This is a genomic window from Streptomyces sp. NPDC006309 (genome assembly GCF_040613095.1).
Lineage (GTDB): Bacteria > Actinomycetota > Actinomycetes > Streptomycetales > Streptomycetaceae > Streptomyces.
Map to the genome: position 1 here is coordinate 309,963 of NZ_JBEXRO010000003.1, position 25,464 is coordinate 335,426.

Here is a 25,464-nt window from a genome sequence, read left to right on the forward strand (position 1 = left end):
CTCAATCGAACGCCGCCTCACGATGAAGGGCCCCGGGAGCACTGTCGCTCCCGGGGCCCTGCACGGTGCCGCTTACGCCTACTTCACGTCGACGAAGTCGCCGGTGGCGCTGACCGCGGCCGTGGTCGAGTTGCCCGCGAAGGAGTAGCGGTAGTAGCCGTCGGCCGAGGCGGTGGTGGTGGTCCTCAGGTTGCCCTGGGAGTCCGCCGTGACCGTCTTCAGCGTGGTGTACGTGCTGGAGCCGCTCTTGCGGTACTGGAGCTTGACGGCCTGCGAGCCGTAGGCGCCGTACTTCAGGGACTCCCAGTTGGCGCGGGTGAGGGCGCCGGTGACGGTGAGGGTCCTGCCCTTCACCACCGGCTCGGGGGCCGCGTCGGCGGTGAGCTTGGCGGCGCGCTGGAAGGAGAAGGAGCCGGCCTTCTCCTTCCAGATGTAGTCCTCGTCGTTGGCGTCGACCCACGCGTCCACGTACCAGGTGCCGGCGCTCTTGTTGGTGAGGTAGTCCGTCTTCGGGTCGATCGTCACCGAGGCGGTGCAGGTGGAGGTGGTGGCGTTCACCTCGGCGCAGGTGGGCTTGGCGGTCGTCGCGTACCCGTTGTCGGGGCCGTAGAGGTCGAACTCGTCGGCGCCCTTGATCCCCGAGGCGTCCGTGGCGGTCACGCTGACCTTGACGGTGACGGGGCTGGAGGTGCCGACCGACACCTTGTTGTCACCGTCCACGACCACCTTGGTGATCTTGGTGTCGCCCTGGCTGCCGTCGGCCTGCGCGGCCGGCACGGCGAGAGCGGACAGGGCCAGAGCACCGCCGACGACGGCGGCAGAGACTCGGATGCGCATGTGGTGTCCCCACGTTCAGATCGGGGGAGTCGTGTGACTCCGGACATGTGACGCGGGGACATCGTGAAAGGTTGTACTACTGATCAGATTTTTCCCGCGGCCCGTCGAGAACCGTCGGGACCGGCACGGCCGCCGTCAGTCGAACCACCGGTCCCGCGCCAGTTCCTCCGTCCGCGACGGGTCCTCCAGCAGCGCGGCCACCTCGAACCGCCGCGGCCACTGCCCCGCCGCCCACGCCAGCCCCGCGGCGACGCCCTCCAGGGTGGCCGCGTGCAGCACGCCGTCGTCGGTGAGCCGCCAGTCGATCCCGACGCCGTCCACGACGAGTTCGCCGTGCTCGACGTACGTGCCGGGCGTCCGCGGCCCGAGCAGCGCCCGCACCGGGCGGGGCACCTCGTGCTCGGTCCCCTCCGAGTGCACCTCGCCGGTGACGGACTCGCTCAGACGCCGCACCTGGAGCAGCTCGGCCAGCTCGGCGGCCCGCGCGGGCCGGACCGGCAGCAGCGGCACCCCGGCGGTGAACGGCAGCAGGTCCGGGGAGTCGACCACGACGGCCGCGCCGGCGTCCACGACCTCCACCCGCCCGTCGACCACGGCCCGCAGCTCGTCCGGCAGCGTCACCTGCTCGGGGTCCAGGTCCGCCAGCGCCCCGTACAGGCCGTGCAGTTGGGCGGCGGTGACCGGGCGGTCCGGGTCGGCGAGCCGGTCAAGGAGTTCGGCGGCGCCGCCGGGTTCGTCCAGCAGCGCGCCGACGGAGGTGCGTACGCCGAGCGCCCGCAGCACCTGCTCGTCCTCGAACCCGGTGGCGTCGGCCTCGTCGTACAGCCCGCGCAGCAGCGGGTCCCCGCCGGCGGCGAGCAGCCCGGCCGGGCGCCGCCCGTCCAGGACGGGGTGCCCGCGCAACCACCAGGCGGTGTACGGCCGTACGGCCTCGTGGGTGCCGTCGGGCAGCAGGATCCGCACCGGCTGGGTCAGGGCGTCCCGCAGCGGCGGCCGGGCCAGCAGGGCCAGCGCCTCGGGCCAGTGGGCGTCGTCCACCAGGTCCAGGTCGCGCACGGCGACGAGTTCGGTGGCGACCGGCGGCACCGGGCTGTCCGGGAACCGGTCGAGGATGTCCTCGCACCACACGTCGACGGCGTCCAGCAGGCCGGCGTCGTCGGGTTCGGCGTAGTCGCCCTCGCGGGGCTCCAGTTCGTCCGGGTCCAGGACGACGTCGGTGGCGCGGACGAGCGCGAAGTCGGCGAGCACCCCGCAGGCGGCCAGCGGCCGCGCACCCCACCGCTCGGCCAGCCCGGCGTCCACGGCGGCCAGTTCGTCCTCCCGGATCACCCGGGCGAACGGGCTTCCGGGGAGGACGAGTTCACCGGCGGGCGCGAGTTCCCCGTCCTCGTCGGGCAGCGCCAGGGCACCCAGCCAGGGTTCGTCGCCCGGCTCCAGCCCGGCGTCCCGGACCAGGGCGAGGACGGTCTCGGCCAGCTCCTCGGCGTCCGGCGCGTCCTCCTCCCAGCCGGCCCCGCCGCCCTCGTCCAGGGAACCGGCCACGGCGGCCCGCACCTGCGGGGTCGTCAGCACCGCGCGCGGTGACGCGGGCAGCGCGCCCAGCTTCTCCAGCAGCGGGTGCGCGGCGTCCTCGTGGGCGACCTTCAGTCCGAGCCGCCCGAGGACGTCGGGGTCGACGGGGGCGGCGTCGGGGGTGGGCAGGAGGACCTGCCGGGGCCCGACGGCCGTCCGTCCGTCCGCGAGGGGCACCGGCAGTCCGGAGAGCCGGTCGGGGTCGATGCCGGCGAGGCTGTCGTAGAGCCGCCACCACCAGTCGGGGTCCTTCTCCAGCCCGGCGAGCCGGTCGACGGCGTCGGCGAGCGGCAGCCGGGCGACCCCGAGGGTGCGCAGTTCGGCGCGCCGCTCCAGCCCGGCGGGCAGCAGCGTGGGCAGCACCTCCGCGAGGACGCGTACGGTGCCGGCCCCGGCGCCCTCCACGACCTCGGCGTCCCGGGGCCGCAGGGTCTCGGGCAGTTCGTCGTCGCCGTCCGGCTCGACGGCCGGCGGCAGGAAGGCGGTCCGCGGCAGCCGCTCCAGGACCGCCTGCCGCAGCGCCCCGTCCAGCTCGCCGCGGCCCAGCGGCCCGGGTACGAGGCCGATGATCCCGTCGGTCACCGGCCGCCAGCCGGCGAGGAGTTCGGTGTAGACGTCGGCCGCGCGCTGCACCAGGAAGTCGGTGAGGGGACCGGGGGCCGCGTGCCGTCGGGTGGTGTCGAGGGGGAAGGAGGCGATGAGCAGGGCGGGCACGCCCAGCGGTTCGTCGCTGGGGGTCGGCGCGTGCAGGACGGCGCTCGTGCGGGGCGGCACCGGCCGCCCCTGCTCGTCGGCGGGCACCGCCCAGGTCACCGACCAGTGGGGCCGCAGCCGCTCCTCCACGGGCCGGTCGGCGAGCAGGTCGGGGGTGAGCGGGCCGTGCGCGGACGCGGTCCGCCACGCCGTCGCGCCCGCCCGGGAGTCCTCCACGACGGTGAGGCCGCCCTCGGCACGCCGGCGCAGGGTCCGGGCCGGCGCGGCCTCCACCTCGATCACGACCTCTTCCAGGCCCGGCAGGGCGAGGAGCAGCGCGTCGTCGACGGCGTCGAGGAGCCGCTCGGCGAGACCGGCCGCGGCGGCGTCCCGCAGCGGCAGGATGACGGCGGTGTCGTACGGGTCCGGGGCCGTGCCCTCGGCGGCGAAGGGCAGCCGCAGCAGGGGCACGTGTCCGTCGCGGCGCCGCACCTCGTCGCCGAGTCCCGGGCTGTGCCGGGCGGTGCCGGCGGCCAGCTCCCGCGCCTCGGCGAGGGACCAGCGCACCCCGCCGTGCCGTCCCACGACCGCGGGTTCGTCCGTCACCGCGAGGACGGCGGCGAAACCGACGCCGAACCGGCCGACGGCGCCGTGCGTGCTCCCGGCGTCCCGCTTCGCGGAGGCCCGCAGCGTGGACAGCGACTCGACACCGGCCGCGTCCAGGGCGGCGCCGGTGTTCGCGGCCACCAGCACGCCGTCGCGGAGGGTGAGCCGCAGCCGCCCCGGCACGCCCGCTCTGGCGGCGGCGTCGGCGGCGTTCTGGGCCAGCTCCACCACGAGCCGGTCGCGGTAGCCGCCCAGGACGAGGTCCTCCTCGGCGTTGGCGTCCTCACGGAACCGGGCGGGGCTGGTCGCCCAGGCGTCGAGAACGCCGCGGCGCAGACGGGCGGTGCCGAAGGGGTCGGCGCCCTCGGCCGCCGGCCGGACGAACTTGCTCACGTTCACTCTCCTCGTCGACGTGAGGTCGAAGGTACAGCGCCGGCGGGCGGGAGGCCGAAGGGGCGGGGCGGCCGCGGCGCCGAGGCCGGTCGCATGGGCACGGGAACGCCGGTGGCCAGGGGGAACGCCCCTCGGCACCGCCGTGCCTCCGCGTCAGGGTCCCGGCCCCGGATCGGGGTTGACGGCACGGCCCAGACCGGCGCGCGCGGCTTCCAGCTGGGCGGCGAACGCGATGCCCAGGAACAGGGCGACCGCAGTCAGGTTGGCCCACAGCAGCAGCGCCACGAAGGCGGTGAGGGGCCCGTACACGGCGCCGAAGGAGCCGCTCCGGGAGACGTAGAGGGCCAGCAGCCAGGTCGCGACGACCCACAGCACCAGGTGGACGGCGGAACCGAACGCCAGCCAGGTGTACCCGGGCTGGTCCCGGCGCGGCGACCAGCGCAGGATGACGGCGGACGCCACCCAGGCGAAGGCCGTGCCCACGGGCACCTCCAGGGCGCCCCACCACGCCGGGGGCGCGGACATGCCCAGCGCCTCGGTCGTCGCGGCGCCGACGGCCCCGCCCGCGACGAGGACGAGGAAGCCCAGCACCATCGGCACCCCGGCCGCGAACGCGAGGAGCACGGCCCTGCCGTACTTGCGGGGGAAGGGCCGGTCCCGTTCGATGCCGTAGATGCGGTTGGCGCCCCGCTCGACCTGGCCCATCGCCGAGGCCAGGTTGATGACGGAGAAGGCCAGGCCCAGGCAGAGCGCGACCTTGCCCCACAGGTCGGAGCCGGCGGTGCGGCGGGTGCCGCGCAGCGCGTCCTGGATGACGTCCGAGCCGCCCCCCGGCACGATCCTGCTCAGGGTCAGCTCGATGACGCGTCCCACGCTCTCCGTGTGCGCGGCCGTGGCGAGGCCGACCAGCGCGATGACGAGCGGCACCATGCCCAGCACGATCTGGAAGCCGAGGGCCCGCGCGTTGGTGAAACCGTCGGCGTAGCGGAACCGGGAGAACGCGTCGAGCAGCAGCCGTACGCCTCCGTAGTGCCGCAGCGCGGTGAAGGCCTCGTCGCCGGAGAGCTCCTCCCCGATCATGTCCCGCGTCTGCGGGACGTGGACCACCGTCCCCATGGTCTGCGTCTCCTCAGATGTGGAAGCGGCCGGCCGTCACCGCGGGTCCGGATGGTTCCCGGGACCGTTGCCGGGCCCGGCCAGCGGTGTCGGCGACAGTGCCGTGGGTTCCTCACCCGGCTCCAGCAGGGTGTCCGCCGCACCGACGATCAGCGGATCGGGGGTTCCCACCGCCGTGGTGTCCTTGGCGAGGTAGTCGAAGCGGTCGAGCAGACTGCGCATCGCTTCCAGCCGGCCCCGCCGCTTGTCGTTGTTCTTCACGACCGTCCAGGGCGCGTGTGCCGTGTCCGTCGCCCGGAACATCTCGACCTTGGCCGCCGTGTAGTCGTCCCAGCGGTCGAGGGAGGCCAGATCGGTGGGCGAGAGCTTCCAGCGGCGTACCGGGTCGACCTGGCGGATCGCGAACCGGGTGCGCTGCTCGGCGCGGGACACCGAGAACCAGAACTTCACCAGCAGGATGCCGTCGTCGGTGAGCAGCCGCTCGAACATCGGGGTCTGCGCGAGGAACTGCTCGTACTCGGCGTCCGTGCAGAAACCCATGACCCGTTCCACTCCCGCCCGGTTGTACCAGGAGCGGTCGAAGAAGACGATCTCGCCGCGCCCCGGGAGGTGCGTCACGTACCGCTGGAAGTACCACTGTCCCGCCTCGCGCTCGGTGGGCTTGTCCAGCGCCACCACGCGGGCCCCGCGGGGGTTGAGCCGCTCGGTCATCCGCTTGATGGTGCCGCCCTTGCCGGCCGCGTCCCGGCCCTCGCAGACCACGACGACCCGCCGGCCCGTCTCCTTCACCCAGCGCTGGAGCTTGAGCAGCTCTATCTGGAGTATCCGCTTGGTCCGCTCGTACTCGCGCCGGCCGAGCCTGCTGTCGTAGGGATGGTTCTCCCGCCAGGTCTCGACCGGCCCGCCGCCGGCCCCCAGGAGCACCGGCCGTTCCGGCTGCCGGTCGTCCACCTCCAGACCCCGCAGCAGGTCGTCCTCCCGCACCGTGCCGTCGGTGTCCCGCGTCTCCGTCACCTGCTCGTGCTCGGCCATGGACCGCCTCTCCCGCCCGGCCACTCGCCGGGGCCACCCCGCCGGACCCCGTCGTGGTCCCCTCCCACGTGCCCGCGAAGAGCGGGCCCAGACGCACGACCTGGCCCGGGGGACGACCGCCGCCGGGCGCGCCCTGTACGGTCGCTGGGGTCGTTGCCATTCGTACAGTGCGAGACCGGAGGGACCTCACGTGCCGGAACTGCGTCTGGGACCAGTGCTGAGGTACACCGACGACTCATGCGCGACCGTGTGGGTCGAGACGAGCCGGCCCTGCGCGGTGGAGGTGCGCTGCTCGGACGGTGCGGGCGGCACGGCCCCCACCTTCCAGGTCGCCGGACACCACTACGCGCTCGTCACGGTCACCGGGCTGCGGCCGGACGGTGCGCCGTCGTACGAGGTGTTCCTGGACGACGACGACGCCCCGGCGTGGCCCCTGCCCGACTCCCGCTTCCCGCCCTCCGTGATCCGGGCACCCGGCGCCGGCGACGCCGTCCGGGTCACCTTCGGGTCCTGCCGCTGGGCCGCGCCCCCGGCCGACGGCACGGACCCGGTCGGCCCGGACGCCCTCGACACCCTGGCCACCCGGCTGGCGGCCGACCCCGGCGCCCGGCGCCCCGACGTCCTGCTGCTCCTGGGCGACCAGGTGTACGCGGACGAGACCTCCGAGGACACCCGGCGCTGGCTGGCCGGCCGCCGTGACCTGGACAAGGCACCCGGCAGCCAGGTCACGGACTACGAGGAGTACTGCCGCCTCTACCACGAGTCCTGGCTCGACCCCGAGATCCGCTGGCTGCTGTCCACCGTGCCCAGCTTCATGATCTTCGACGACCACGACATCGTGGACGACTGGAACACCTCCGCCGCCTGGCTCGCCGACATGCGCGCCACCGACTGGTGGCAGGAACGGATCCTCAGCGGCCTGATGTCCTACTGGGTCCACCAGCACCTCGGCAATCTCTCCCCCGCCGAACTGGCCGAGGACCCCGCCTACGCCGCCGTACGCGCCACCCCCGACGGCACCGGCGCGCTGCGCGACCTCGCCACCCGGGCCGACGCCGACCCCTCCGCGGTCCGCTTCAGCTACCGGCGCGACTTCGGCCGGGTCCGGGTGGTGATGGTGGACTCCCGGGCGGCACGCGTCCTGGAGGAGGACCGCCGGTCCATGCTCACCCCCGTCGAGGCCGACTGGCTGCGCGAACAGGTGCTGTCCGACCCGGGCTCGTACGACCACCTGCTCCTCGGTACGTCCCTGCCCTGGCTGCTGCCGCACCTCGTGCACGACACCGAGAACTGGGACGCCGCCCTGTGCGCCGGGGAACGCGGGGCGCGCTGGGCCCGCTTCGGCGAGTACCTGCGCCGCCGCGCCGACCTGGAGCACTGGGCCGCCTTCCCCCGCTCCTTCGCCTCCCTCGCCGCGCTGATCGCCGAGATCGGGACCGCGCCGGACGCCCCGGCGAGCGTGTGCGTGCTCTCCGGGGACGTGCACCACGGCTACCTCGCCCGGGCCTCCTGGCCGACCGACGGACCCCGCATCCCCGTCGTCCAGCTCACCTGCTCACCCGTCCACAACTCCGTGCCCCTGTCGATGCGGGTCGGCTTCCGCTTCGGCTGGAGCGCCCCGGCCCGCCTGCTCGGACGCCTCCTCGCCCGGCACGGCCGCTGCGGGCGACCTCCGGTGCTCTGGCGCAAGCAGGGCGGGCCGTGGTTCGGCAACCAGCTCATGACCCTGACCCTGCGCGGCCGCACGGCCCACCTCCGGCTGGAACTCACCACGCCGGAGGAGAAGTTGCGCACCGCGCACGAAACGACCCTGACACGGGGGTAGTTCAGCCCGTGGCCGCGTGCCGGACGAAGTCCGTCCAGGCCGCGGGCGCGACGGTGAGGACGGCTCCGCCGGTCTGCTTGGAGTCGCGGATGTGGATGGTGGAGGGGGCGGTGGCGACCTCGACGCAGGAGTCTCCTTCGCTGCTGCTGCTGTAGCTGCTCTTGAACCAGTCCAGGGCGACCTCGACGCAGGAGTCGCCTTCAGGCCCGTCGCTGTAGCTGCTCTTGAACCAGCGGATCATGTCTCTCCAAGCAGGTGCTCGATGTAGGCCAGTGACTCCCGCGGGGAGAGCGCCTGCGCCCGGATAGTGCCGTATCGCAGCTCCAGAATGCGGAGCTGTTTCGGGTCAGAGGTAGGTCGGCCGTTGAACGCACCGTCGGAGCGTCCCACCGCCGTTCCGTCTCCGAACTTCAGCACCTCGATCTTGCCGCTCAGCCCGGGGTGGGCTCCCGAGTCGGTCGGCATCACCTGCAAGGTGACATTGCGGCGTTGAGCAACATCAAGCAGGTGTTCGAGCTGCTGACGCCACACCATTGTGCCTCCCACCTGTCGGCACAGCGTCACCTCTTCTTGCACAAAGCTGAGCGCAGGAGCGGGAGTTCGCTCGAAGATCGCCTTGCGCGCCATGCGAGCGGCTACCAGCCTCTCCAGTTCCGCCTCCGAGTAGGCGGATTGCGACACCTCGAACAGGGCTCGGGCATGCTCAGGTGTCTGCAACAGACCATGAACGCTGAGGCCGACGTACACCCCATACTCGACCGCCCTGGCTTCCACCTCCGCCAGATCCCGGACCTTCTTCGGATAGCGGACCTTCTCCACGTCCTCCTTCATCGCGGCGAGCAGCCCACCCGCGTTCAGAACCCTGTCGGACTTGTCGAGGTACTCCGGCCTGGGGATCCGTTTGCCGGACTCCACCTTGTAGACCATGTCGTCGCCGTACCCGATGGCCTTGGCGAAGTCGGGCACCCGCATGCCCACCGCCTCCCGGCGCAGCCTCAACTGGCGTCCCACTGTCGCGATGACGGCGAGCCCCCACTCGTCATCGGGGTCGACCTCCCACCCCGGCTCCTCTTCCTCGCTCACAGCGCACCCCCTTCTCGACAGCCCGGACCCGTCCGGACAAGCGATGGACAGTGACCCTACGCAACCGCGTAGTCACTGTTCACAGGTAGCAGGCACGGCCACGCTGGGTGATGTGAACGAGCAAATCTCCACCCCCGTCCCGAACTTCACGGTGCAGCTGTCGCCCACGCCCCGAGGGGCCCGGCTGGCCCGGCTGTTGGCCACGGAGCGGCTCCGCGCCTGGGGACTTCCGCTGGACCCCGCGGAGCTGATCGTGGCGGAGCTGGCCGCCAACGCGGCCACTCACGGCCGGGTCACGGGCCGCGACTTCCGGCTGACGCTGTACGCCGTCGGGGACACCCTCCGGATCGAGGTGACCGACACGCGCGGTGACCGGCTGCCCGAGCCGGGGCGGCCCGCGCCGGATGCCGACGCGGGCCGGGGGCTGCTGCTCGTGGACGCGCTCGCGCGGCGGTGGGGTACGGCGCCGGGGCCGTCGCCGAGGAAGACCGTGTGGGCGGAGGTGTGTCTGCGGTCAGGGGGCGGCCCGGCGGCGGCCGTGGGTCAGGAGTGCCCGAGTTCCGCCGTCTCGTCGTCGCCGGTGTCCGGGACGGAGCCGGAGTCGCGGGCGGGGCGGAGCGGGAAGGGGTCGACGCGGGTCTCGTCGACGACCGGCGCGGCCGGCTGCGGGGGCTTGGGCATGACCGCCGCCTCGGAGTGGCCGCCGCAGCCGTAGGCGAGGGAGACCACGTGGCCGTCCGCCGGCGAGTACTCGTTGGCGCAGACGCCGAAGGCCTGGCCGAGGGAGCCGCCGATGGGGGTGAGGAAGCCGCAGCTGACGCAGCTGGCGGGGGCCGCCTGGGCCATGGGGGTCTTGGGGCCGAAGGCGTCTTCCCAGCGGTCGGCGGCGCTGTGCAGGCCGTAGCGGGACAGGACGCGGGCCCGGCGCATGCCGAGTTCCTCGGCGACGGCGGCGATCGTCCCCCGGGCGGGGACGGGCTGCTGCACGGCGGGGGTGCCGGGGGTGACGTCGGCGTCCTCCGCCTCGGCCAGTTCCCGCATCTCCTCGGAGACCGCCGCGCTGGGCAGCGGCTCCTCCTCGCCGGTGTAGCCGGGTTCCAGGCGCAGGTCGTCCTGGTCGGTGGGGAGCAGGTCGCCGGGACCGAGGTCGCCGGGGCGCAGGCGCTCGCTCCACGGGACCCACTCGGGGGCGAGGAGGGCGTCGGGGCCCGGCAGGAGGACGACCTCGTCGAGCGTGACGGCCTTGGCGCGGGAGGCGCGGGCCACCGTCACGGCCCAGCGCCAGCCCCGGTAGCCCAGCTCCTCGCAGTCGAAGAAGTGCGTGACAACGCGGTCGCCCTCGGACACCAGGCCGCTGTGCTCACCGACCACGCCGGGCGCGGCGGCCTCCTCGGCGGCGGCGCGTGCGAGGTCGACGGCCTCGGCGCACAGGCGGTCGGGGGTGCGGCTTCGCGTGGTCGCTGCGCTCACAGGTATCGCTTCTCTCCTACGCCGTCTCATCGAGTGCGGCTGCCTCCGGCGGTTTCGCCTACGGAGCGGACCTGGGGACCGCATCGACGTCTGCATCCGCGCGCCCGGGCGCACCTCTGCCATCCATTCTGCGTTATGGCTGAGATAGGCACGCTACACCGGGCGGGATTCGTGGATTCCCCGACCCGGCCACCCGCCCCGGCCGAGTGGCGGTCGCGGAACCCCGTTCCGAAGCCCCGGCGGGCCCCGATCAGAGCTTTGTACGCCGCCACACGCGTACGGAGGGCACTATCGAAGCCGATCTCGGGGCACTATGAACGTCGTGGCAGCCGCGGACAAGGTAGAGGGTCGGGGCGGCGGTTCGGGCCGGGTGGGAGGTGCCGTCCGCTCGGTGGGCCGCGCCCTGCACCTTCCGGTCACCGGTACGGCGCGCGGCATCCGCAAGGTGACGCACGCGCACGGGGCCGGCGAGTCGGGCCTGGGCAAGCTGATCGAACTGCACGCGGTGAACGGCGCCGGCGATGTGATGATCACCGTCGCGCTCGCCTCCACCGTGTTCTTCTCCGTGCCCACCGACGAGGCACGCGGGCGGGTCGCGCTGTACCTCGCCATCACGATGGCGCCGTTCACGGTGCTCGCCCCCGTCATCGGGCCCCTGCTGGACCGGCTGCCGCACGGGCGGCGGGCGGCGATGGCCGGGGCGATGCTCGCGCGGGCGCTGCTCGCGCTGATCATCTCGGGCGCGGTGGCGACCGGCAGCCTGGAGCTGTATCCGGCGGCGCTGGGCGTGCTGGTGGCGTCGAAGGCGTACGGCGTGATCAGAAGCGCCGTCGTGCCCCGGCTGCTGCCGCGCGGGTTCTCGCTGGTGAAGGCCAACTCCCGGGTGACCCTCGCGGGGCTGCTGGCCACCGGTGCCGCCGCCCCGGTCGCGGCGGGGCTGCACGCCATGGGCGACCCGTGGCCGCTGTACGGCTCCTTCGTGATCTTCGTGGGCGGAACGATCCTGTCGTTCTCCCTGCCGCCCACGGTCGACTCGGCCAAGGGCGAGGGCAGGGCGCTGCTCGCGGCCGACGAGGAGCACCGGCACGGCTCGCGCCGCACCCCGCCGAAGCGGCCGGGGCTGCGGACCGTCGGGCCCGCCGTCACGCACGCGCTCGGCGCCAACGCCGGCCTGCGCTGCCTGTCCGGCTTCCTTATCTTCTTCCTCGCGTTCCTGCTGCGTGAGCACCCTCTGACCGGGGAGAGCGCGGCGGTGTCGCTGGGCGTGGTGGGGGTCGCGGCGGGCACGGGCAACGCGCTGGGGACGGCCGTGGGGGCATGGCTGAGGTCCCGCGCCCCGGAGATCATCATCGTGACCGTGGTCGCGGTGGTCCTCGGTGCCGGGGTGATCGCCGCCGTGTTCTTCGGGGCGTTCCTGGTGGCCTGCCTCGCCGCGGTCGCCGGGTTCGCGCAGGCCCTGGCCAAGCTGGCGCTCGACGCGCTGATCCAGCGGGACGTGCCGGAGGCGGTGCGGACCTCGGCGTTCGCCCGCTCGGAGACGCTGCTCCAGATGGCGTGGGTGTTCGGCGGCGCGGTCGGCATCGTGATGCCGCTCAACGGCACGGTGGGGCTGCTGACCGGCGCCGCGTTCGTGGCCGTCGGCTGGCTGAGCACCTTGCGGGGGCTGCTCGCCTCGGCCCGGCACGGCACCCGGGCCCGGGCCCAGGTGGCGTGACGGCCCCGGCACGGCGGTCGGACGCGGGCGCGGGTGGCGTGACGATCCGGGTACGGGCCGCCCGGCCGCGGGCACGCCCGGCGTAACGAACCGGGCACGCCGCACCCCGCGTGGGCGGTCGGCCACGGGCGCCCGATAGCCTTCGGCCATGACCACGCTGCAATCCGTTGTGCGACGCCGCCGCGCCGTCGCCGCCGCCGGCGCCGTTTCCGCCGGACTGCTCGCCCTGTCGGCCTGCGACAAGCCGACACCCGTCGCGACGATCACCGTCGGCAGGAGCTCGGTCAACGCCGAGGCCCTCTGCTACAACGACGGCAAGGCCCTCGACGACAAGTCGCTGGCGAAGTGCGTCAAGAAGGCCGGCGACGTCGAGTCGATCAAGGTCGGCCAGGACGAGACCGTCCGCGTCGGCGTCGACCCGAAGATCGCGGACGCCGGCTGGGTCCTCCTGGTGAACGGCCGCCAGTTCACCGACACCAGCAAGGAGACGTACCGGACGATCCCGAGCAGCGCCTTCTTCAACACGCAGTACGGCACCCAGGGCAACACCAACACGGTGTCCATCCGCATGGGCGGCAAGTCGAACGACGGCGTCTGGTCCTTCAAGCTGAAGAAGGCCTGATCACGACGGCGGTACGGGTCCTGGTCGCCACCGCGGTCCCCGTCGAGCGGGACGCGGTGGCCCGGGCGCTGCCCGCGGCCGAGGAGATACGGCTGCCGGGCGCGGTGCTGTGCCGTACGGCCGCCGGCTGGGACCTGCTGGCCGCCGGGGTCGGCCCGGCGCTCGCCGCCGCGTCCACCGCGGGTGCCCTCACCGCCGCCGCGCTGGCCGGCCGGCCCTACGGCCTGGTGATCTCGGCCGGGATCGGCGGCGGCTTCGCGCCCGGCGCGCCCGTCGGCTCCCTCGTCGTCGCCGACGCGGTCACCGTGGCCGACCTCGGCGCCGAGACCGCCGACGGCTTCCTGCCGGTCACCGAACTCGGGTTCGGAACCGTCACCCACCGCCCGCCGGAATCACTCGTACGAGTCGTGTCCGAGGCCACCGGCGCCCGTACCGGCACCATCCTGACCGTCTCCACCGTGACCGGCACCGCCGCCCGCGCCGCCGCCCTGCGTGCCCGGCACCCCGGCGCGCTCGCCGAGGGCATGGAGGGGTTCGGGGTGGCCGAGGCCGCCGCCGCGCACCGGGTGCCCGTGCTGGAGATCCGCGCCGTCTCCAACCCCGTCGGGCCCCGCGACCGTGCCGCCTGGCGCATCGGCGACGCCCTCGCCGCCCTCACCGAGGGCTTCGGGAAGCTGGCGCCCGCACTGGAGAGGAAGCTGGCGCCCGCACTGGAGAGTTGGAACCCGCATGAGCACTGAGCCGCTGAGCACCGAGCCGGCGGGCGTCGAACCGCTGAAGATCGCGTACTCGCCCTGCCCCAACGACACCTTCGTCTTCGACGCCCTCGCCCACGGGCGCGTCCCCGGCGCCCCCGCGCTGGACGTGACCTTCGCCGACATCGACATCACCAACGGCATGGCCGAGCGCGGCGAGTCGGACGTGCTGAAGGTGTCGTACGCCGTCCTGCCGTACGTTCTCGACACGTACGCGCTGCTGCCGTGCGGCGGCGCGCTGGGCCGGGGCTGCGGACCGCTGGTCCTCACCCGCGAGCCGGGCGCCGACCTCACCGGACGTACGGTCGCGGTGCCCAGCGAGAAGTCCACCGCCTACCTGCTGTTCCGCCTGTGGGCCGCGGACACGCTGCCCGGCGGGGTCGGCGAGATCGTCGTCCTGCCGTTCCACGAGATCATGCCGGCCGTACGGGACGGCAAGGTGGACGCCGGACTGGTCATCCACGAGGCCCGCTTCACCTATCAGGACTACGGGCTGCACAAGCTCGCCGACATGGGCGAGCACTGGGAGCTGACCACCGGGCTGCCGATCCCGCTCGGCGCGATCATCGCCCGGCGCGCGCTGGGCGCCGAGACGCTCGGCCGGCTCGCCGAGTCCGTCCGCGCCTCGGTGCGGGCCGCCTGGGACGACCCGGAGGCCTCCCGCCCGTACGTCCTGGCGCACGCCCAGGAGATGGACCCGGCCGTCGCCGACCAGCACATCGGGCTGTACGTCAACGAGTTCACCGCCGGCCTCGGCGAGGACGGTTACGCCGCGGTCCGCGGACTGCTCACGCGCGCGGCGGCCGAGGGGCTCGTACCACCCCTCGGCCCGGACGCGCTCGCGTTTCCCTGACGGCGACGGCTCTCTAGACGTCCAGCTGGTCGGCGACCGCGCGGAGCAGGCCGGCGATCTTCTTGCCGGAGACCTTGTCGGGGTAACGGCCCTTCTCCAGCTGCGGGGTGATGTTCTCCAGGAGAGTCGTCAGGTCCTGCACGATCGAGGCCAGCTCGTCCGGCTTCTTGCGCTGGGCCGCGGCGACCGACGGCGTCGGGTCGAGCACGATGACCGACAGCGCCTGGTCGCCGCGCTGGCCGGCGACCACCCCGAACTCCACGCGCTGGCCCGGCTTGAGCACATCGACTCCGGCGGGGAGAACAGAGGAATGAACGAAGACGTCACCGCCGTCGTCGCGGGAGAGGAAGCCGAAGCCCTTCTCGCTGTTGAACCACTTGACCTTGCCGGTAGGCACGTCTGTCCTCGTCCTCGTACTCGTTGGGGGAATGCTTCGGAAACGGCTCTTGATAGCACAGAGCGGGTCGACCGTGACCCGCCGCTACCAAGGCTAATGGTCTGCGGGCCGGTGACAAGACGGCCCCCGGCTGTTCTCTCGCGCCAGGAACTACCCTGGTCCGGTGCGTGACAAAACCCAACCGAATTCCACCGCGCCCGGTGACGGACTGATCCGCGCCGGTGCCGTCGTCTTCTTCGTCGGGGCGGTGGCCACCCTGGTCACGGTGGCACCGATGCTGCTCGGCGCGACGCCCTTCCCGACGTACATGTTCGGCCTGAGCATGCTCATGGCCGTCGGATTCCTCGTCGCCGGCGCCGGTGTCCTGCGGTCCGTCGCCGCGGGACGGCGTCAGGCGAGGGACGCCTCCCGGTAGCCGGCGAACCACGCCGGGAACGCCGACAGGTCGTCCAGGACGACGTCCGCCCCGGCCGCGCGCAGCTCCTCGGCCGGGCACGGGCCGGTCGCCACGGCCACCGACAACGCCCCCGCCGTGCGGGCCCCGCGCACGTCGCCGACGTGGTCGCCCACGTACACGCCCGCGCCGTGCTCGCGCAGCGCCACCGCCTTCTGCTCGGCCCACAGGTCACCGACGACCACGTCCGGCTCGATGCCGAGGTGGGCCAGGTGCAGTTCGGCGTTCGGCTCGTACTTCGCCGTCACCACCATCGTCCTGCCGCCGGCCGCGCGGACCGCGTCGATCGCCTCCCGGGCCCCGTCCATGGCCGGCGTCGCGGTGATGGCCCTCGACGGGTACATCTCCCGGTACAGATCGGCCATCACCGGCACCTGATCGGCCGGGAACCAGTGGATCAGCTCCTCGGCGAGCGGCGGCCCCAGCCGGGTCACCGCCAGATCGGCGTCGATGAAGGTCCCCGTCCGCTCCGACAGCGCCAGATAACAGGCACGGATGCCCGGCCGCGAGTCGATGAGGGTCATGTCCAGGTCGAACCCGACGGTCAGTGAGGAAGCCATACCCCACATTCTGCCGGTCCCCGGCAGGGGCGCGGGAACCGCGCGAGCACCCAACGACGCACCCGGACCGCACCGCCGGGCCGACGGCGTCACTTCCGCTGCGAGCGCCACGCCAGGAACAGCGCCGTGGCCACCGCCGCTCCCCTGACCACCCACGGCCACGTCTCCCCGACGGCGTCGTTCAGGTGGCCCTGGGCGATCGGCTCCCCCCACCGGCCCTCGTTGCGCCCCCACAGCCACACCACCCCGGCCGCGACCGCCGTACCGGGCAGCACCAGCACCGCGCACTTCGTCTCCGCGGGCGTCAGCCGCCGGGAGCCGTAGGCGATCAGCCAGCCCAGCAGCAGCGGGATCCAGTTGCCGAACACGGCACCGGCGACCAGCGCGGCGGCCCCGAGCAGCAACAGCGGGTTGGACCAGCCGGCCGCGAACCGGGGAAGGCGGCGCCGGCCGGTCCCGGCCACGACGCCGGCTTCGGTCCCGTCCCCGTCCCCGTCTCCGTCCCCGCCGGACTCCGCCACCGTCCCGGCCTTGCGAGCACCGGCCCCGTCGGCCTTCCGGACGTCCGCCCCCGCGGCCTCCGGCGGCCGTCTGAGCAGCTCCGGGATCTCCACCCCGCCGACGAACCCCGGCACCGGATCGAGGTCCGGCGACGGGCCGCCGGCGCTCATCCGCCACCAGTCGGGCGCCGCCACCGTGTCCCCCAGCTCGTGCGCGGGCGCGAGATGCGGCGGGGAGGACGCGGCGGGCGGGGCCGGCTCGGCGGCGCGCGGACGCGGCACGGCCCGCCCCCACCGGCCCCGCGCCGACTCCGGCGGTGCCGCGGGCCCCCGTCCCGGCGCCCGCTCCCGGTCCGCGGGCTGCGCCGGCACGGCGGTGCTGGGCGGCTGCGGTCCCCCGGCGGCGCCGTCCGCCGCCGAGACGACCTCGTCGGGGGTGCCCAGGCGCTCCAGGATGCGGCGGACGGCGGCGGGCGAGTCCACCGTCGTCCTCGCCCGCGACCGGTCGATCTCGTTGCGCAGCTCCGACACGAGCCGCATCCGGGTGGCCGACGGCAGCTGCCGTCGCTGCGCGATGTCCCCGACGCGGCTCAGATACTCGTAGACGACCTGGTCGCTCTCGATCCCCACGAAACCCCTCCGGGGTGACGCCGACTGAAACCCGTGAGGACCGTACCGCTTCTTTCCCGGCGCCCCCGGCACGGGGAAGTCCGCTACCGTTGGCCGGATGAGCCCCGAGGCCCACTCAGTCCCTCGGTCCCTCGCGGAAGCGCTCCGCGCCAGGGACGACGCCTCCCTGGCCGCGCTGCTGCGCAGCCGCCCGGACCTCATCACCCCCGTCCCCACCGACCTGACCCAGCTCGCCACCCGCGCCGGCACGCGGGCCTCGGTGCTGCGCGCGCTGGAGCGGCTGGACCGGTTCGCGTTGCAGACGGCGGAGGCGCTCGCGGTGGCCCCGGACCCGGCGTCCTACGACACACTGCTGGGACTGATGGCGGGGGACGCCGTGGACGAGGCGGTGGCCGCCGCGCTGCCGCGGGCCCTGGGCACCCTGCGCGAGCAGGCGCTGGTGTGGGGCGACGACGTCCGGCTGCGGCTGGTGCGCACCGCCCGCGAGCTGCTCGCGCCGTCCCCGCAGCATCCGTCGCCGACCGGGCTGGGCCCCACCGTGCAGGAGGCCACCTCGGGCATGTCGCCGGGCCGGATCCAGGAGATCGTGACGACGGCGGGGCTGGCGTCGACGCATGACTCGGTGTCCGCGGTGACCGCGCTCACCGGGCTCTTCACCCATCGCAAGAAGATGGCGAAGCTGCTCGCCGGGGCGCCGGAGGCCGCCCGTGAGGTGCTGTCCCGGCTGGTGTGGGGGCCGCCGTACGGGCAGGTCACCGCGGATCCGGCCGCGCATCTGCGCTGGCTGCTGGACCGTGGGCTGCTCCTGCCGACGGCCCCCGGCACGGTCGTCCTGCCCCGCGAGGTGGCCCTGCATCTGCGGGAGGGCCGCGCCCACCGCACGCCCGAACCGCTGCCGCCCGCGGTGGCGCCGGCCGCGACGCACAGCCCGCAGGTGGTGGACGCGACGGCCGCCGGGCAGGCGTACACCGCCCTGGCCACCGTCGAGGAGCTGCTGAAGGACTGGGACGAGGGCGGCCCGGCGGTGCTGCGGGCGGGCGGGCTGAGCGTCCGTGACCTGAAGCGGACCGCCGTCGCCCTGGACGTGTCGGAACCGGTCGCCGCGTTCTGGGTCGAGCTGGCTTACGCGGCCGGTCTGATCGCCTCCGACGGCGAGGCCGACGAGCGGTACGCGGCCACGCCCGCCTACGACGAGTGGCTTCGGACGCCCCCCGCCGAACGCTGGGGCCGGCTCGCCCAGGCCTGGCTGACGGCCACCCGCGCCCCGGGGCTGATCGGCGGCCGGGACGCCAAGGACCGCACGCTGTCGGCGCTCGGCCCGGGCCTGGACCGGTCCGCCGCGCCCGAGGTACGGCACCGGGTGCTGGCCCTGCTGGCGGCGCTGCCGCAGGGCGCGGCCCCGGACGCCGGGTCGGTGCTGTCCCGGCTGCGCTGGGAGCACCCGTTGCGCGGCCCCGCGAGTACCGCCCCGCGCGAGCGCGGCGGCGCGTGGGGGAAGGACGGCGGCGAGGAGGATCTGCGCTCCCGGCTCGCCCGCTGGACCCTGACGGAGGCCGAGCTGCTGGGCGTCACCGGGCGGGGCGCCCTGTCGGCGCACGGCCGCGCGCTGCTCGGGGCACCCCCCGCCGGTTCCGGTTCCGGCGCCCGCTCCGGTGCCGCCCGGCCCGCCGCGCCCGAGGCCGGGCCGCCGGTGCCCGGCTCCCCCGCACCCGGTGGTGCGTCCGCTTCCGGCGCATCCGGCGCCGCGGACCCGGCCGGACCCGGTGACAAGCTGCCCGTGCACCATCACCGGCCCGCCGTCCGGCTCGCGCCCCTCTCCGGCACCGACCAGGCCGCCGCGACCGCCGCCGCGGCCCGGCTGCTCGCCCCGCTGCTGCCCGAGCCCCTGGACCACGTGCTGCTCCAGGCCGACCTGACCGCGGTCGCCCCCGGCCCGCTGCGCCGTCCCCTCGCGGACATGCTGGGGGTGCTCGCGGACGTGGAGTCCAAGGGCGGCGCGACCGTGTACCGGTTCACCCCGGCGTCCGTGCGCCGCGCCCTGGACGCCGGCCGGGCCGCCGCCGACCTGCACGCCTTCCTCGCCGAGCACTCCCGCACCCCGGTCCCGCAGCCGCTCACCTACCTCATCGACGACGTGGCCCGCAGACACGGCCACCTGCGGGTCGGCGCGGCCTCCGCGTACGTCCGCTGCGACGACGACGCCCTGCTGAACGAGATCCTCGCCGACCGGCGCGCCGCCGGCCTGCGCCTGCGCCGCCTCGCCCCGACCGTGCTGGCCTCGCAGAACGACCCGGTGACGCTGCTGGAGGGGCTGCGCGGCATGGGGTACGCGCCCGCCGCCGAGTCCGCCGAGGGCGACGTGCTGATCGCCCGCGCCCACGCCCACCGCACCCCGCCGCGCGCCGCGCCCGAGCCGGTGCCGGAGGGGCCGCCGCCGCCCGACGCCACGCTCCTCGCGGCGGCGGTCCGCGCGATCCGGGCCGGTGACCTGGCCGCCACCACCCCGCGCAAGGCCGTCGACGGCTCCCCGGCGGGCGGCGAGCTGCCCCGCACGTCCTCCGCCGACACCCTGGCCACCATGCAGGCCGCCGTCCTGACCGGCGACTCCGTGTGGATCGGCTACGTCAACGCCGAGGGTGCCGCCAGCCAGCGGGTCATTGCGCCGATCCGGGTCGAGGGCGGCTTCGTGACGGCGTACGACCACACGGCGGACGAGGTGCGGACGTATCCGCTGCACCGGATCACGGGGGTCGCCGAGCTGGCGGAGGAGTGAGACCGCCCCGGTAACGCCACCGGCCCCGGGAACCTGGGGGGAACCCCGCCGGATGAGGCACACTGGACGTTTGGCTATTGCGGAAAGGGTGTGCCGCGCGTGAACGGTCCACTGATCGTCCAGTCCGACAAGACCCTGCTCCTGGAGGTCGACCACGAGCGGGCCGGTGACTGCCGGCGCGCCATCGCGCCCTTCGCCGAGCTGGAGCGGGCACCCGAGCACATCCACACCTACCGGGTGACCCCGCTGGGCCTGTGGAACGCGCGCGCCGCCGGCCACGACGCCGAGCAGGTCGTGGACGCCCTGGTGGAGTACAGCCGGTACCCGGTGCCGCACGCGCTGCTCGTCGACATCGCCGAGACGATGGACCGCTACGGCCGCCTCACCCTCAGCAAGCACCCCGCGCACGGACTCGTCCTGACCACCACAGACCGCCCGGTGCTGGAGGAGGTGCTGAAGTCCAAGCGGATCGCCCCGCTGGTCGGCACCCGCCTCGACGCGGACACCGTGGCCGTGCACCCCTCGGAGCGGGGGCAGATCAAGCAGACGCTGCTGAAGCTGGGCTGGCCGGCCGAGGACCTCGCCGGGTACGTCGACGGTGAGGCGCACCCCATCGACCTGCTGGAGGACGACTGGGCGCTGCGGCCGTACCAGAAGCAGGCCGTGGAGAACTTCTGGCACGGCGGCAGCGGCGTCGTGGTGCTGCCCTGCGGCGCCGGGAAGACGCTGGTCGGAGCCGGGGCGATGGCCCAGGCCCGGTCCACCACCCTGATCCTCGTCACCAACACCGTCTCGGCCCGGCAGTGGAAGCACGAGCTGGTGAAGCGGACGTCGCTGACCGAGGAGGAGATCGGCGAGTACAGCGGGACGCGCAAGGAGATCCGTCCCGTCACCATCGCCACCTACCAGGTCCTCACGACCCGGCGGAAGGGCGTCTACCCGCACCTGGAGCTGTTCGACTCCCGGGACTGGGGGCTGATCGTCTACGACGAGGTGCACCTGCTGCCCGCGCCCGTCTTCAAGTTCACCGCCGACCTCCAGGCGCGGCGGCGCCTGGGGCTGACGGCGACCCTGGTCCGCGAGGACGGCCGCGAGTCGGACGTGTTCTCGCTGATCGGGCCGAAGCGGTTCGACGCGCCCTGGAAGGAGATCGAGGCGCAGGGCTACATCGCGCCCGCCGACTGCGTCGAGGTCCGCGTCAACCTCACCGACGCCGAGCGGCTCGCGTACGCCACCGCCGAGGCCGAGGAGAAGTACCGCTTCTGCGCGACCACCGCCACCAAGCGGAAGGTCACGGAGGCGATCGTCCGCCGGTTCGCGGGGCAGCAGATCCTGGTCATCGGCCAGTACATCGACCAGCTGGACGAGCTGGGCGAGCATCTGAACGCGCCCGTCATCAAGGGCGAGACCTCCAACGCGCAGCGGGAGAAGCTCTTCGAAGCCTTCCGCCAGGGCGAGATCAGCGTGCTGGTGGTGTCGAAGGTCGCCAACTTCTCCATCGACCTGCCGGAGGCCACGGTCGCCGTCCAGGTGTCGGGGACGTTCGGCTCCCGGCAGGAGGAGGCCCAGCGGCTCGGCCGGGTGCTGCGCCCCAAGGCCGACGGCCACCAGGCGCACTTCTACTCGGTCGTCGCCCGCGACACCCTCGACCAGGACTTCGCCGCCCACCGCCAGCGGTTCCTGGCGGAGCAGGGGTACGCGTACCGGATCATGGACGCGGACGAGATCCTGGCGGAGGGCTAGGGCCTCTCGTTCGGCCTAGAAGAACGCGTAGCTGTCCATCCAGCCCTTGGTCGTGCCGGACTTTCCGTAGTACCAGGTGACGCCCTTCTTGTACGCCGTGCAGTACACGCGCACCTTGCTGCCCGCGAAGACGGACTTCTTCACCTTGTAGGTGTAGCCGGGGCCGGTGTGCATGTCGGCGTGGTCCCACTGGACGACCGGGTAGGTGGCGTCCTTGATGTTCTTGGTGCACCCGGACGAGTCCACGGCGAAGGCGCCGGGCGCGGCCAGGACGGTGGCGCCCAGGGCGAGGGCGGTGGCGGTGGTCAGAGCGCCCACCGCCTTACGGATCGGAAGCGTCGAGAACGGCATGCGGTATCCCCGTTCGTTCGGTCGTGAGGTTCGGACAACGGTTGATCATGCTGTCACACGAGCCGGCCCGTCCGAACGGGCAACAGGAACGGCAGCAGGAACGGCAGCAGGGCGTACGGGGCCGCCAACGGCTGCTGCCACCACGGCAGCTCCAGGTCCAGGGAGCCGTGGTGGGGGACCAGCCACATCGTGCGGGCGGTGAAGACGAGGGCCACCAGCACGGCCGTACGGGTGCGGCCCTCCGCCCGCAGCACCGCGAGCAGCGGCACGCACCACACCCAGTGGTGGGTCCAGCTGACCGGGCAGACCAGCAGGGCCGTGAACGCGGTCAGCAGGACGCCGTGGCTCTCCCGGCGGGCACGGCGGGCCAGCGCGAGGCCCGCCACCGCGACCGCCGCCGCCGGCAGCGCCCAGGCGAGGCCCGGCGCGGGGTCGTGCAGGGCCCGCGCGAGCAGCCCCCGCAGGGACTGGTTGTCCACGATCCACGCCTTGCCGACCCGGCCGGTCTCGTACAGCCGCCGGGTCCAGAAGTCGGCGCTCGCCGCGGGGAGCAGCAGGAAGCCGAGCAGGACGGTGGCGGCGAGACCGGCCGCCGCCGTGGCCGCCTGCCGCCGGCGTCCGCGCAGCAGCAGGTAGACCAGGAAGAGGACCGGGGTGAGTTTGACACCGGCCGCCACGCCGAGGGCCAGGCCCCGGGCGCGGGCGCCGGGCGGCCGGGTCAGGTCCCACAGGGTCAGGCAGACGACGGCCAGGTTGACCTGGCCGAACAGGACCGTCTGGAACACCGGTTCCAGCCAGAGCGCGGCGGCGGTGGCCGTGCACAACCGGGCCGGGGACAGCGGGCGGGAGGCCAGACGGCCGGAGAGGGCGACCAGGCCGGCGAGCAGAGCGGCGTTGCCCGCCAGGGAGGCCGCCTTCAGGACGGGCAGGGGGAGCCAGGCCGCGGGGACGAAGAGGAGGGCCGCGAAGGGCGGGTAGGTCGCCGGGAGCCGCCACCCGGTGACCGTGAAGCCGTACAGGTCGCCGCCGTGGGCCGCGGCGGCCCCCTCGGCCCGGTACACCAGCAGGTCGGCCATCGGGGCCCGCTGCACCACGCACAGGGCGGCGAAGCAGCCGAGGGAGAGCGCCAGGAGGAGCACAGGCAGGACGGGCAGAACGGACGCGGGAGGGGCAGGGGCCGGGGGGAGGGCCGGGAGGAGAGGCGTCACCGTCCGTTTCCGCACGGATGTGACCTTATGTCGATCTTCGGTGCCGCGCGTGCCGAGAATCCCCGCGGCACCGATGTGCGGCCCCGATATTCGGTGGCCCCCGCCCGTCGGCCCCTCTACAATCTCCGCTCTTGCCCGCCTCCGCCACGGAGCGCCGCCGCCCGGCCGGAAACCGGACGGCATCGTCACAGCCCACGCAGCAGGCCCACCGGAGGCACCCCCTTGTCCACGCCCACCGACGACCCCCTCGCCCGCGAACGCGCCCACCTCGCCGCTTCCCGTGCCGCCCTGCGCGCCATGCGGGAGGACGCGGAAGCCCTGGACATCCGGGACGTCACCGCGAACTGGGTCAACGCCGAAGTGCTCGCCCGGCAGATCGAGGCGCGCGTCAAGGCACTGGCCGACCTCAGCGGCACCCCGCTGTTCTTCGGCCGCCTCGACTACCGGGAACAGCGGTGGGAGACGGGCGGACGCTTCTACATCGGGCGGCGGCACGTGCACGACGCCCACGGCGACCCCATGGTCATCGACTGGCGCGCACCGGTCTCGCAGCCGTTCTACCGGGCGTCCCGCAAGGACCCCATGGACGTCGGGCTGCGCCGCCGCTTCGGCTACACGGGCGGGGACCTCACGGCGTACGAGGACGAGCACCTCGGTGACCCGGCCGACCCGGCCGGCCCGATGGAGGACGGCCCCACCAGCAAGCTGCTCCAGCAGGAGATCGAACGGCCGCGCGTCGGCCCGATGCGGGACATCGTCGCCACCATCCAGCCCGAGCAGGACGAGATCGTCCGCAGCGGGCTCGGCGGCACCGTCTGCGTGCAGGGAGGGCCGGGGACCGGCAAGACGGCCGTCGGCCTGCACCGGGTGGCCTACCTGCTCTACGCCCACCGCGAGCGGCTGGCCCGCACCGGCACCCTCGTCATCGGACCGAACCGGTCCTTCCTGCACTACATCGAACAGGTCCTGCCCGCCCTGGGCGAGCTGGCCGTGCAGCAGGCCACCGTGGACGACCTCGTCGCCCATGTGGAGGTGCGCGGCACCGACGACGCGCCCGCCGCCGTCGTCAAGGGCGACGCCCGGATGGCCGAGGTGCTGCGCCGGGCCCTGTACTCCCACGTGACCATGCCGGCCGAGCCGGTCGTGGTGGTGCGGGGCTCCCGGCGCCGGCGGGTCCCGGCGTACGAGCTGGAGGACATCGTCCGCGAGCTGCTGGCGCGGGACATCCGCTACGGGGCCGCCCGCGAGGCCCTGCCGCAGCGCATCGCGCACGCGGTGCTCGTGCAGATGGAGCGGGCCGGGGAGGCCCCGGACGACCGGGTGCAGGACGCGGTCGCCCGCGACGCCGCGGTGAAGGCGGCCGTGAAGAGCGTCTGGCCGGCCGTCGACCCGGCGAAGCTGGTGCTGCGGCTGCTGACCGACGCGGAGTTCCTCGCCGAGCACGCCGCCGGACTCCTGGACGAGGACGAGCAGCGGACGATCCTGTGGGACAGGCCGGTGCGGAGCGTGAAGGCGGCCAGGTGGTCGGCGGCGGACGCCGTGCTGATCGACGAGGCGGCCGACCTGATCCAGCGCACGTCCTCGCTCGGCCATGTCGTCCTGGACGAGGCGCAGGACCTGTCCCCGATGCAGTACCGCGCGGTCGGCCGCCGCTGCACCACCGGCAGCGCGACCGTCCTCGGCGACCTCGCGCAGGGCACGACCCCGTGGGCGACCCGGAGCTGGGCGGAGGCGCTGGGCCACCTCGGCAAGCCGGACGGGGTCGTGGAGGAGCTGACGGCCGGTTTCCGCGTGCCGACGGACGTGATCACGTACGCCTCCCGGCTGCTGCCCCACATCGCGCCCGGCCTCACCCCGGTCGCCTCCGTCCGGGAGAACCCGGGCTTCTTCGAGATCCGTACGGTCGCGGAGCCGGCCGGTGTCGTCGCCGCCTGCGCCCAGCTGCTGCGCAACGAGGGCTCGACCGGCCTGATCGCGGCCGACGCCCGGATCCCGGAGCTGGCCGAGGCGCTGACCGCGGCCAACCTCGGATACCTGGGGCCGGGCGAGGAGACGACCCGGGAGACCCGGCTGACCCTCGTCCCGGCCTCCCTCGCCAAGGGCCTGGAGTACGACTACGTGGTCCTGGACGAGCCGCGGGCCGTGGTGGACGGCGAACCGGACGAACGCACGGGCCTGCGCCGGCTGTACGTGGCGCTGACCCGCGCCGTGTCGGGTCTGATCGTCACCCACGCGCACCCCCTGCCCGCCCAGCTCGCCGGGTAGCGCGCGACACGG

The 25,464-nt window shown here is 74.1% G+C and carries 21 protein-coding genes and 1 pseudogene; 10 read left to right on the forward strand and 12 right to left on the reverse strand.

Translation table 11 applies throughout. The features are described 5' to 3' along the window. Positions 1-78 precede the first annotated feature (78 nt). The 4 genes from ABZ117_RS06190 to ppk2 form a co-directional block, all read right to left on the reverse strand. A complete protein-coding gene (locus ABZ117_RS06190; protein ID WP_356817872.1) occupies positions 79-837 on the reverse strand; it encodes a calcium-binding protein in 759 nt (252 codons plus the stop codon). Positions 838-972: 135 nt separating this feature from the next. Continuing rightward, on the reverse strand, positions 973-4,101 hold the full coding sequence (locus ABZ117_RS06195; protein WP_356817874.1) for a molecular chaperone Hsp90: 3,129 nt from the start codon (positions 4,099-4,101) through the stop codon (positions 973-975). Positions 4,102-4,254: 153 nt separating this feature from the next. Next, positions 4,255-5,217 carry a YihY/virulence factor BrkB family protein gene (locus tag ABZ117_RS06200; protein ID WP_356817875.1) on the reverse strand — a complete coding sequence of 321 codons (963 nt, stop codon included), beginning with the start codon at positions 5,215-5,217 and terminating at the stop codon, positions 4,255-4,257. A 36-nt stretch (positions 5,218-5,253) separates the two neighbouring features. Continuing rightward, a complete protein-coding gene (gene ppk2, locus ABZ117_RS06205) occupies positions 5,254-6,249 on the reverse strand; it encodes a polyphosphate kinase 2 (RefSeq protein WP_356817877.1) in 996 nt (331 codons plus the stop codon). Positions 6,250-6,439: 190 nt separating this feature from the next. Between ppk2 and ABZ117_RS06210 the strand changes: the two genes are divergently transcribed. Then, positions 6,440-8,074 (forward strand): alkaline phosphatase D family protein, encoded by a 1,635-nt coding sequence (locus tag ABZ117_RS06210; RefSeq protein WP_356817879.1) that lies wholly within the window; start codon positions 6,440-6,442, stop codon positions 8,072-8,074. Between the two features lies 1 nt (position 8,075). Here ABZ117_RS06210 and ABZ117_RS06215 read toward each other — a convergent pair whose 3' ends face one another. After that, entirely contained in the window at positions 8,076-8,315 is a 240-nt protein-coding gene (locus ABZ117_RS06215) for a DUF397 domain-containing protein (protein WP_356817881.1), read from the reverse strand. Then, on the reverse strand, positions 8,312-9,157 hold the full coding sequence (locus ABZ117_RS06220; RefSeq protein WP_356817883.1) for a helix-turn-helix transcriptional regulator: 846 nt from the start codon (positions 9,155-9,157) through the stop codon (positions 8,312-8,314). The genes ABZ117_RS06215 and ABZ117_RS06220 overlap by 4 nt, the downstream gene beginning before the upstream one ends. Positions 9,158-9,269: 112 nt before the next feature. On the opposite strand from ABZ117_RS06220, the pseudogene ABZ117_RS06225 reads away from it, so the two are divergent. Beyond that, positions 9,270-9,668, forward strand: a pseudogene (locus tag ABZ117_RS06225) (ATP-binding protein); the annotation flags it as partial. A 32-nt stretch (positions 9,669-9,700) separates the two neighbouring features. On the opposite strand, the gene ABZ117_RS06230 reads toward ABZ117_RS06225, so the two are convergent. Continuing rightward, positions 9,701-10,627 (reverse strand): DUF3027 domain-containing protein, encoded by a 927-nt coding sequence (locus ABZ117_RS06230; protein ID WP_356817885.1) that lies wholly within the window; start codon positions 10,625-10,627, stop codon positions 9,701-9,703. 370 nt (positions 10,628-10,997) lie between these two features. Here ABZ117_RS06230 and ABZ117_RS06235 point away from each other — a divergent pair, with 370 nt between their 5' ends. From ABZ117_RS06235 to ABZ117_RS06250, 4 genes are all read left to right on the forward strand, one after another. Beyond that, on the forward strand, positions 10,998-12,341 hold the full coding sequence (locus tag ABZ117_RS06235) for an MFS transporter (RefSeq protein WP_356818161.1): 1,344 nt from the start codon (positions 10,998-11,000) through the stop codon (positions 12,339-12,341). A gap of 148 nt (positions 12,342-12,489) precedes the next feature. Further along, on the forward strand, positions 12,490-12,963 hold the full coding sequence (locus ABZ117_RS06240; protein ID WP_356817887.1) for a DUF2771 domain-containing protein: 474 nt from the start codon (positions 12,490-12,492) through the stop codon (positions 12,961-12,963). Next, entirely contained in the window at positions 12,936-13,703 is a 768-nt protein-coding gene (locus ABZ117_RS06245) for a futalosine hydrolase (RefSeq protein ID WP_356818163.1), read from the forward strand. Before ABZ117_RS06240 ends, ABZ117_RS06245 begins: the two co-directional genes overlap by 28 nt. After that, entirely contained in the window at positions 13,693-14,571 is an 879-nt protein-coding gene (locus ABZ117_RS06250) for a 1,4-dihydroxy-6-naphthoate synthase (RefSeq protein ID WP_356817889.1), read from the forward strand. The genes ABZ117_RS06245 and ABZ117_RS06250 overlap by 11 nt, the downstream gene beginning before the upstream one ends. Before the next feature lie 13 nt (positions 14,572-14,584). On the opposite strand, the gene ABZ117_RS06255 is transcribed toward ABZ117_RS06250, so the two are convergent. After that, the gene (locus ABZ117_RS06255) at positions 14,585-14,968 is read right to left on the reverse strand and encodes a cold-shock protein (protein WP_356817891.1); all 384 of its coding nucleotides are present in this window, start codon (positions 14,966-14,968) and stop codon (positions 14,585-14,587) included. 163 nt (positions 14,969-15,131) lie between these two features. Between ABZ117_RS06255 and ABZ117_RS06260 the strand changes: the two genes are divergently transcribed. Beyond that, entirely contained in the window at positions 15,132-15,383 is a 252-nt protein-coding gene (locus ABZ117_RS06260) for a hypothetical protein (RefSeq protein WP_356817893.1), read from the forward strand. Here ABZ117_RS06260 and ABZ117_RS06265 read toward each other — a convergent pair. Both ABZ117_RS06265 and ABZ117_RS06270 read right to left on the reverse strand, forming a co-directional pair. Then, complete coding sequence (locus ABZ117_RS06265; protein WP_356817894.1) at positions 15,359-15,991, reverse strand: HAD family hydrolase; 633 nt, start codon at positions 15,989-15,991, stop codon at positions 15,359-15,361. The genes ABZ117_RS06260 and ABZ117_RS06265 overlap by 25 nt on opposite strands. Before the next feature lie 80 nt (positions 15,992-16,071). Then, positions 16,072-17,112: a hypothetical protein gene (locus ABZ117_RS06270; protein ID WP_356817896.1), complete on the reverse strand. Its 1,041-nt coding sequence runs from the start codon at positions 17,110-17,112 to the stop codon at positions 16,072-16,074. 97 nt (positions 17,113-17,209) lie between these two features. On the opposite strand from ABZ117_RS06270, the gene ABZ117_RS06275 reads away from it, so the two are divergent. Continuing rightward, a complete protein-coding gene (locus tag ABZ117_RS06275) occupies positions 17,210-19,885 on the forward strand; it encodes a helicase C-terminal domain-containing protein (protein WP_356817897.1) in 2,676 nt (891 codons plus the stop codon). 99 nt (positions 19,886-19,984) lie between these two features. Beyond that, a complete protein-coding gene (locus tag ABZ117_RS06280; RefSeq protein ID WP_356817899.1) occupies positions 19,985-21,628 on the forward strand; it encodes a DNA repair helicase XPB in 1,644 nt (547 codons plus the stop codon). Between the two features lie 15 nt (positions 21,629-21,643). On the opposite strand, the gene ABZ117_RS06285 is transcribed toward ABZ117_RS06280, so the two are convergent. Together ABZ117_RS06285 and ABZ117_RS06290 are read right to left on the reverse strand one after the other, a co-directional pair. After that, positions 21,644-21,979: a hypothetical protein gene (locus ABZ117_RS06285; protein WP_356817901.1), complete on the reverse strand. Its 336-nt coding sequence runs from the start codon at positions 21,977-21,979 to the stop codon at positions 21,644-21,646. 53 nt (positions 21,980-22,032) lie between these two features. After that, positions 22,033-23,055, reverse strand: coding sequence for a glycosyltransferase 87 family protein (locus ABZ117_RS06290; protein ID WP_356818165.1), 1,023 nt, complete (start codon positions 23,053-23,055; stop codon positions 22,033-22,035). Positions 23,056-23,409: 354 nt separating this feature from the next. Here ABZ117_RS06290 and ABZ117_RS06295 point away from each other — a divergent pair, with 354 nt between their 5' ends. Continuing rightward, a complete protein-coding gene (locus ABZ117_RS06295; protein ID WP_356817903.1) occupies positions 23,410-25,452 on the forward strand; it encodes a UvrD-helicase domain-containing protein in 2,043 nt (680 codons plus the stop codon). Positions 25,453-25,464 lie beyond the last annotated feature (12 nt).

What these genes read in the sequence shown, in the direction of transcription:
- ABZ117_RS06190 (WP_356817872.1), bottom strand. Translation starts at nt 837, where the DNA reads ATGCGCATCCGAGTCTCTGCCGCCGTCGTCGGCGGTGCTCTGGCCCTG.
- ABZ117_RS06200 (WP_356817875.1), bottom strand. Translation starts at nt 5,217, where the DNA reads ATGGGGACGGTGGTCCACGTCCCGCAGACGCGGGACATGATCGGGGAG.
- ppk2 (WP_356817877.1), bottom strand. Translation starts at nt 6,249, where the DNA reads ATGGCCGAGCACGAGCAGGTGACGGAGACGCGGGACACCGACGGCACG.
- ABZ117_RS06215 (WP_356817881.1), bottom strand. Translation starts at nt 8,315, where the DNA reads ATGATCCGCTGGTTCAAGAGCAGCTACAGCGACGGGCCTGAAGGCGAC.
- ABZ117_RS06240 (WP_356817887.1), top strand. Translation starts at nt 12,490, where the DNA reads ATGACCACGCTGCAATCCGTTGTGCGACGCCGCCGCGCCGTCGCCGCC.
- ABZ117_RS06250 (WP_356817889.1), top strand. Translation starts at nt 13,693, where the DNA reads ATGAGCACTGAGCCGCTGAGCACCGAGCCGGCGGGCGTCGAACCGCTG.
- ABZ117_RS06265 (WP_356817894.1), bottom strand. Translation starts at nt 15,991, where the DNA reads ATGTGGGGTATGGCTTCCTCACTGACCGTCGGGTTCGACCTGGACATG.
- ABZ117_RS06275 (WP_356817897.1), top strand. Translation starts at nt 17,210, where the DNA reads ATGAGCCCCGAGGCCCACTCAGTCCCTCGGTCCCTCGCGGAAGCGCTC.
- ABZ117_RS06285 (WP_356817901.1), bottom strand. Translation starts at nt 21,979, where the DNA reads ATGCCGTTCTCGACGCTTCCGATCCGTAAGGCGGTGGGCGCTCTGACC.
- ABZ117_RS06290 (WP_356818165.1), bottom strand. Translation starts at nt 23,055, where the DNA reads ATGGCCGACCTGCTGGTGTACCGGGCCGAGGGGGCCGCCGCGGCCCAC.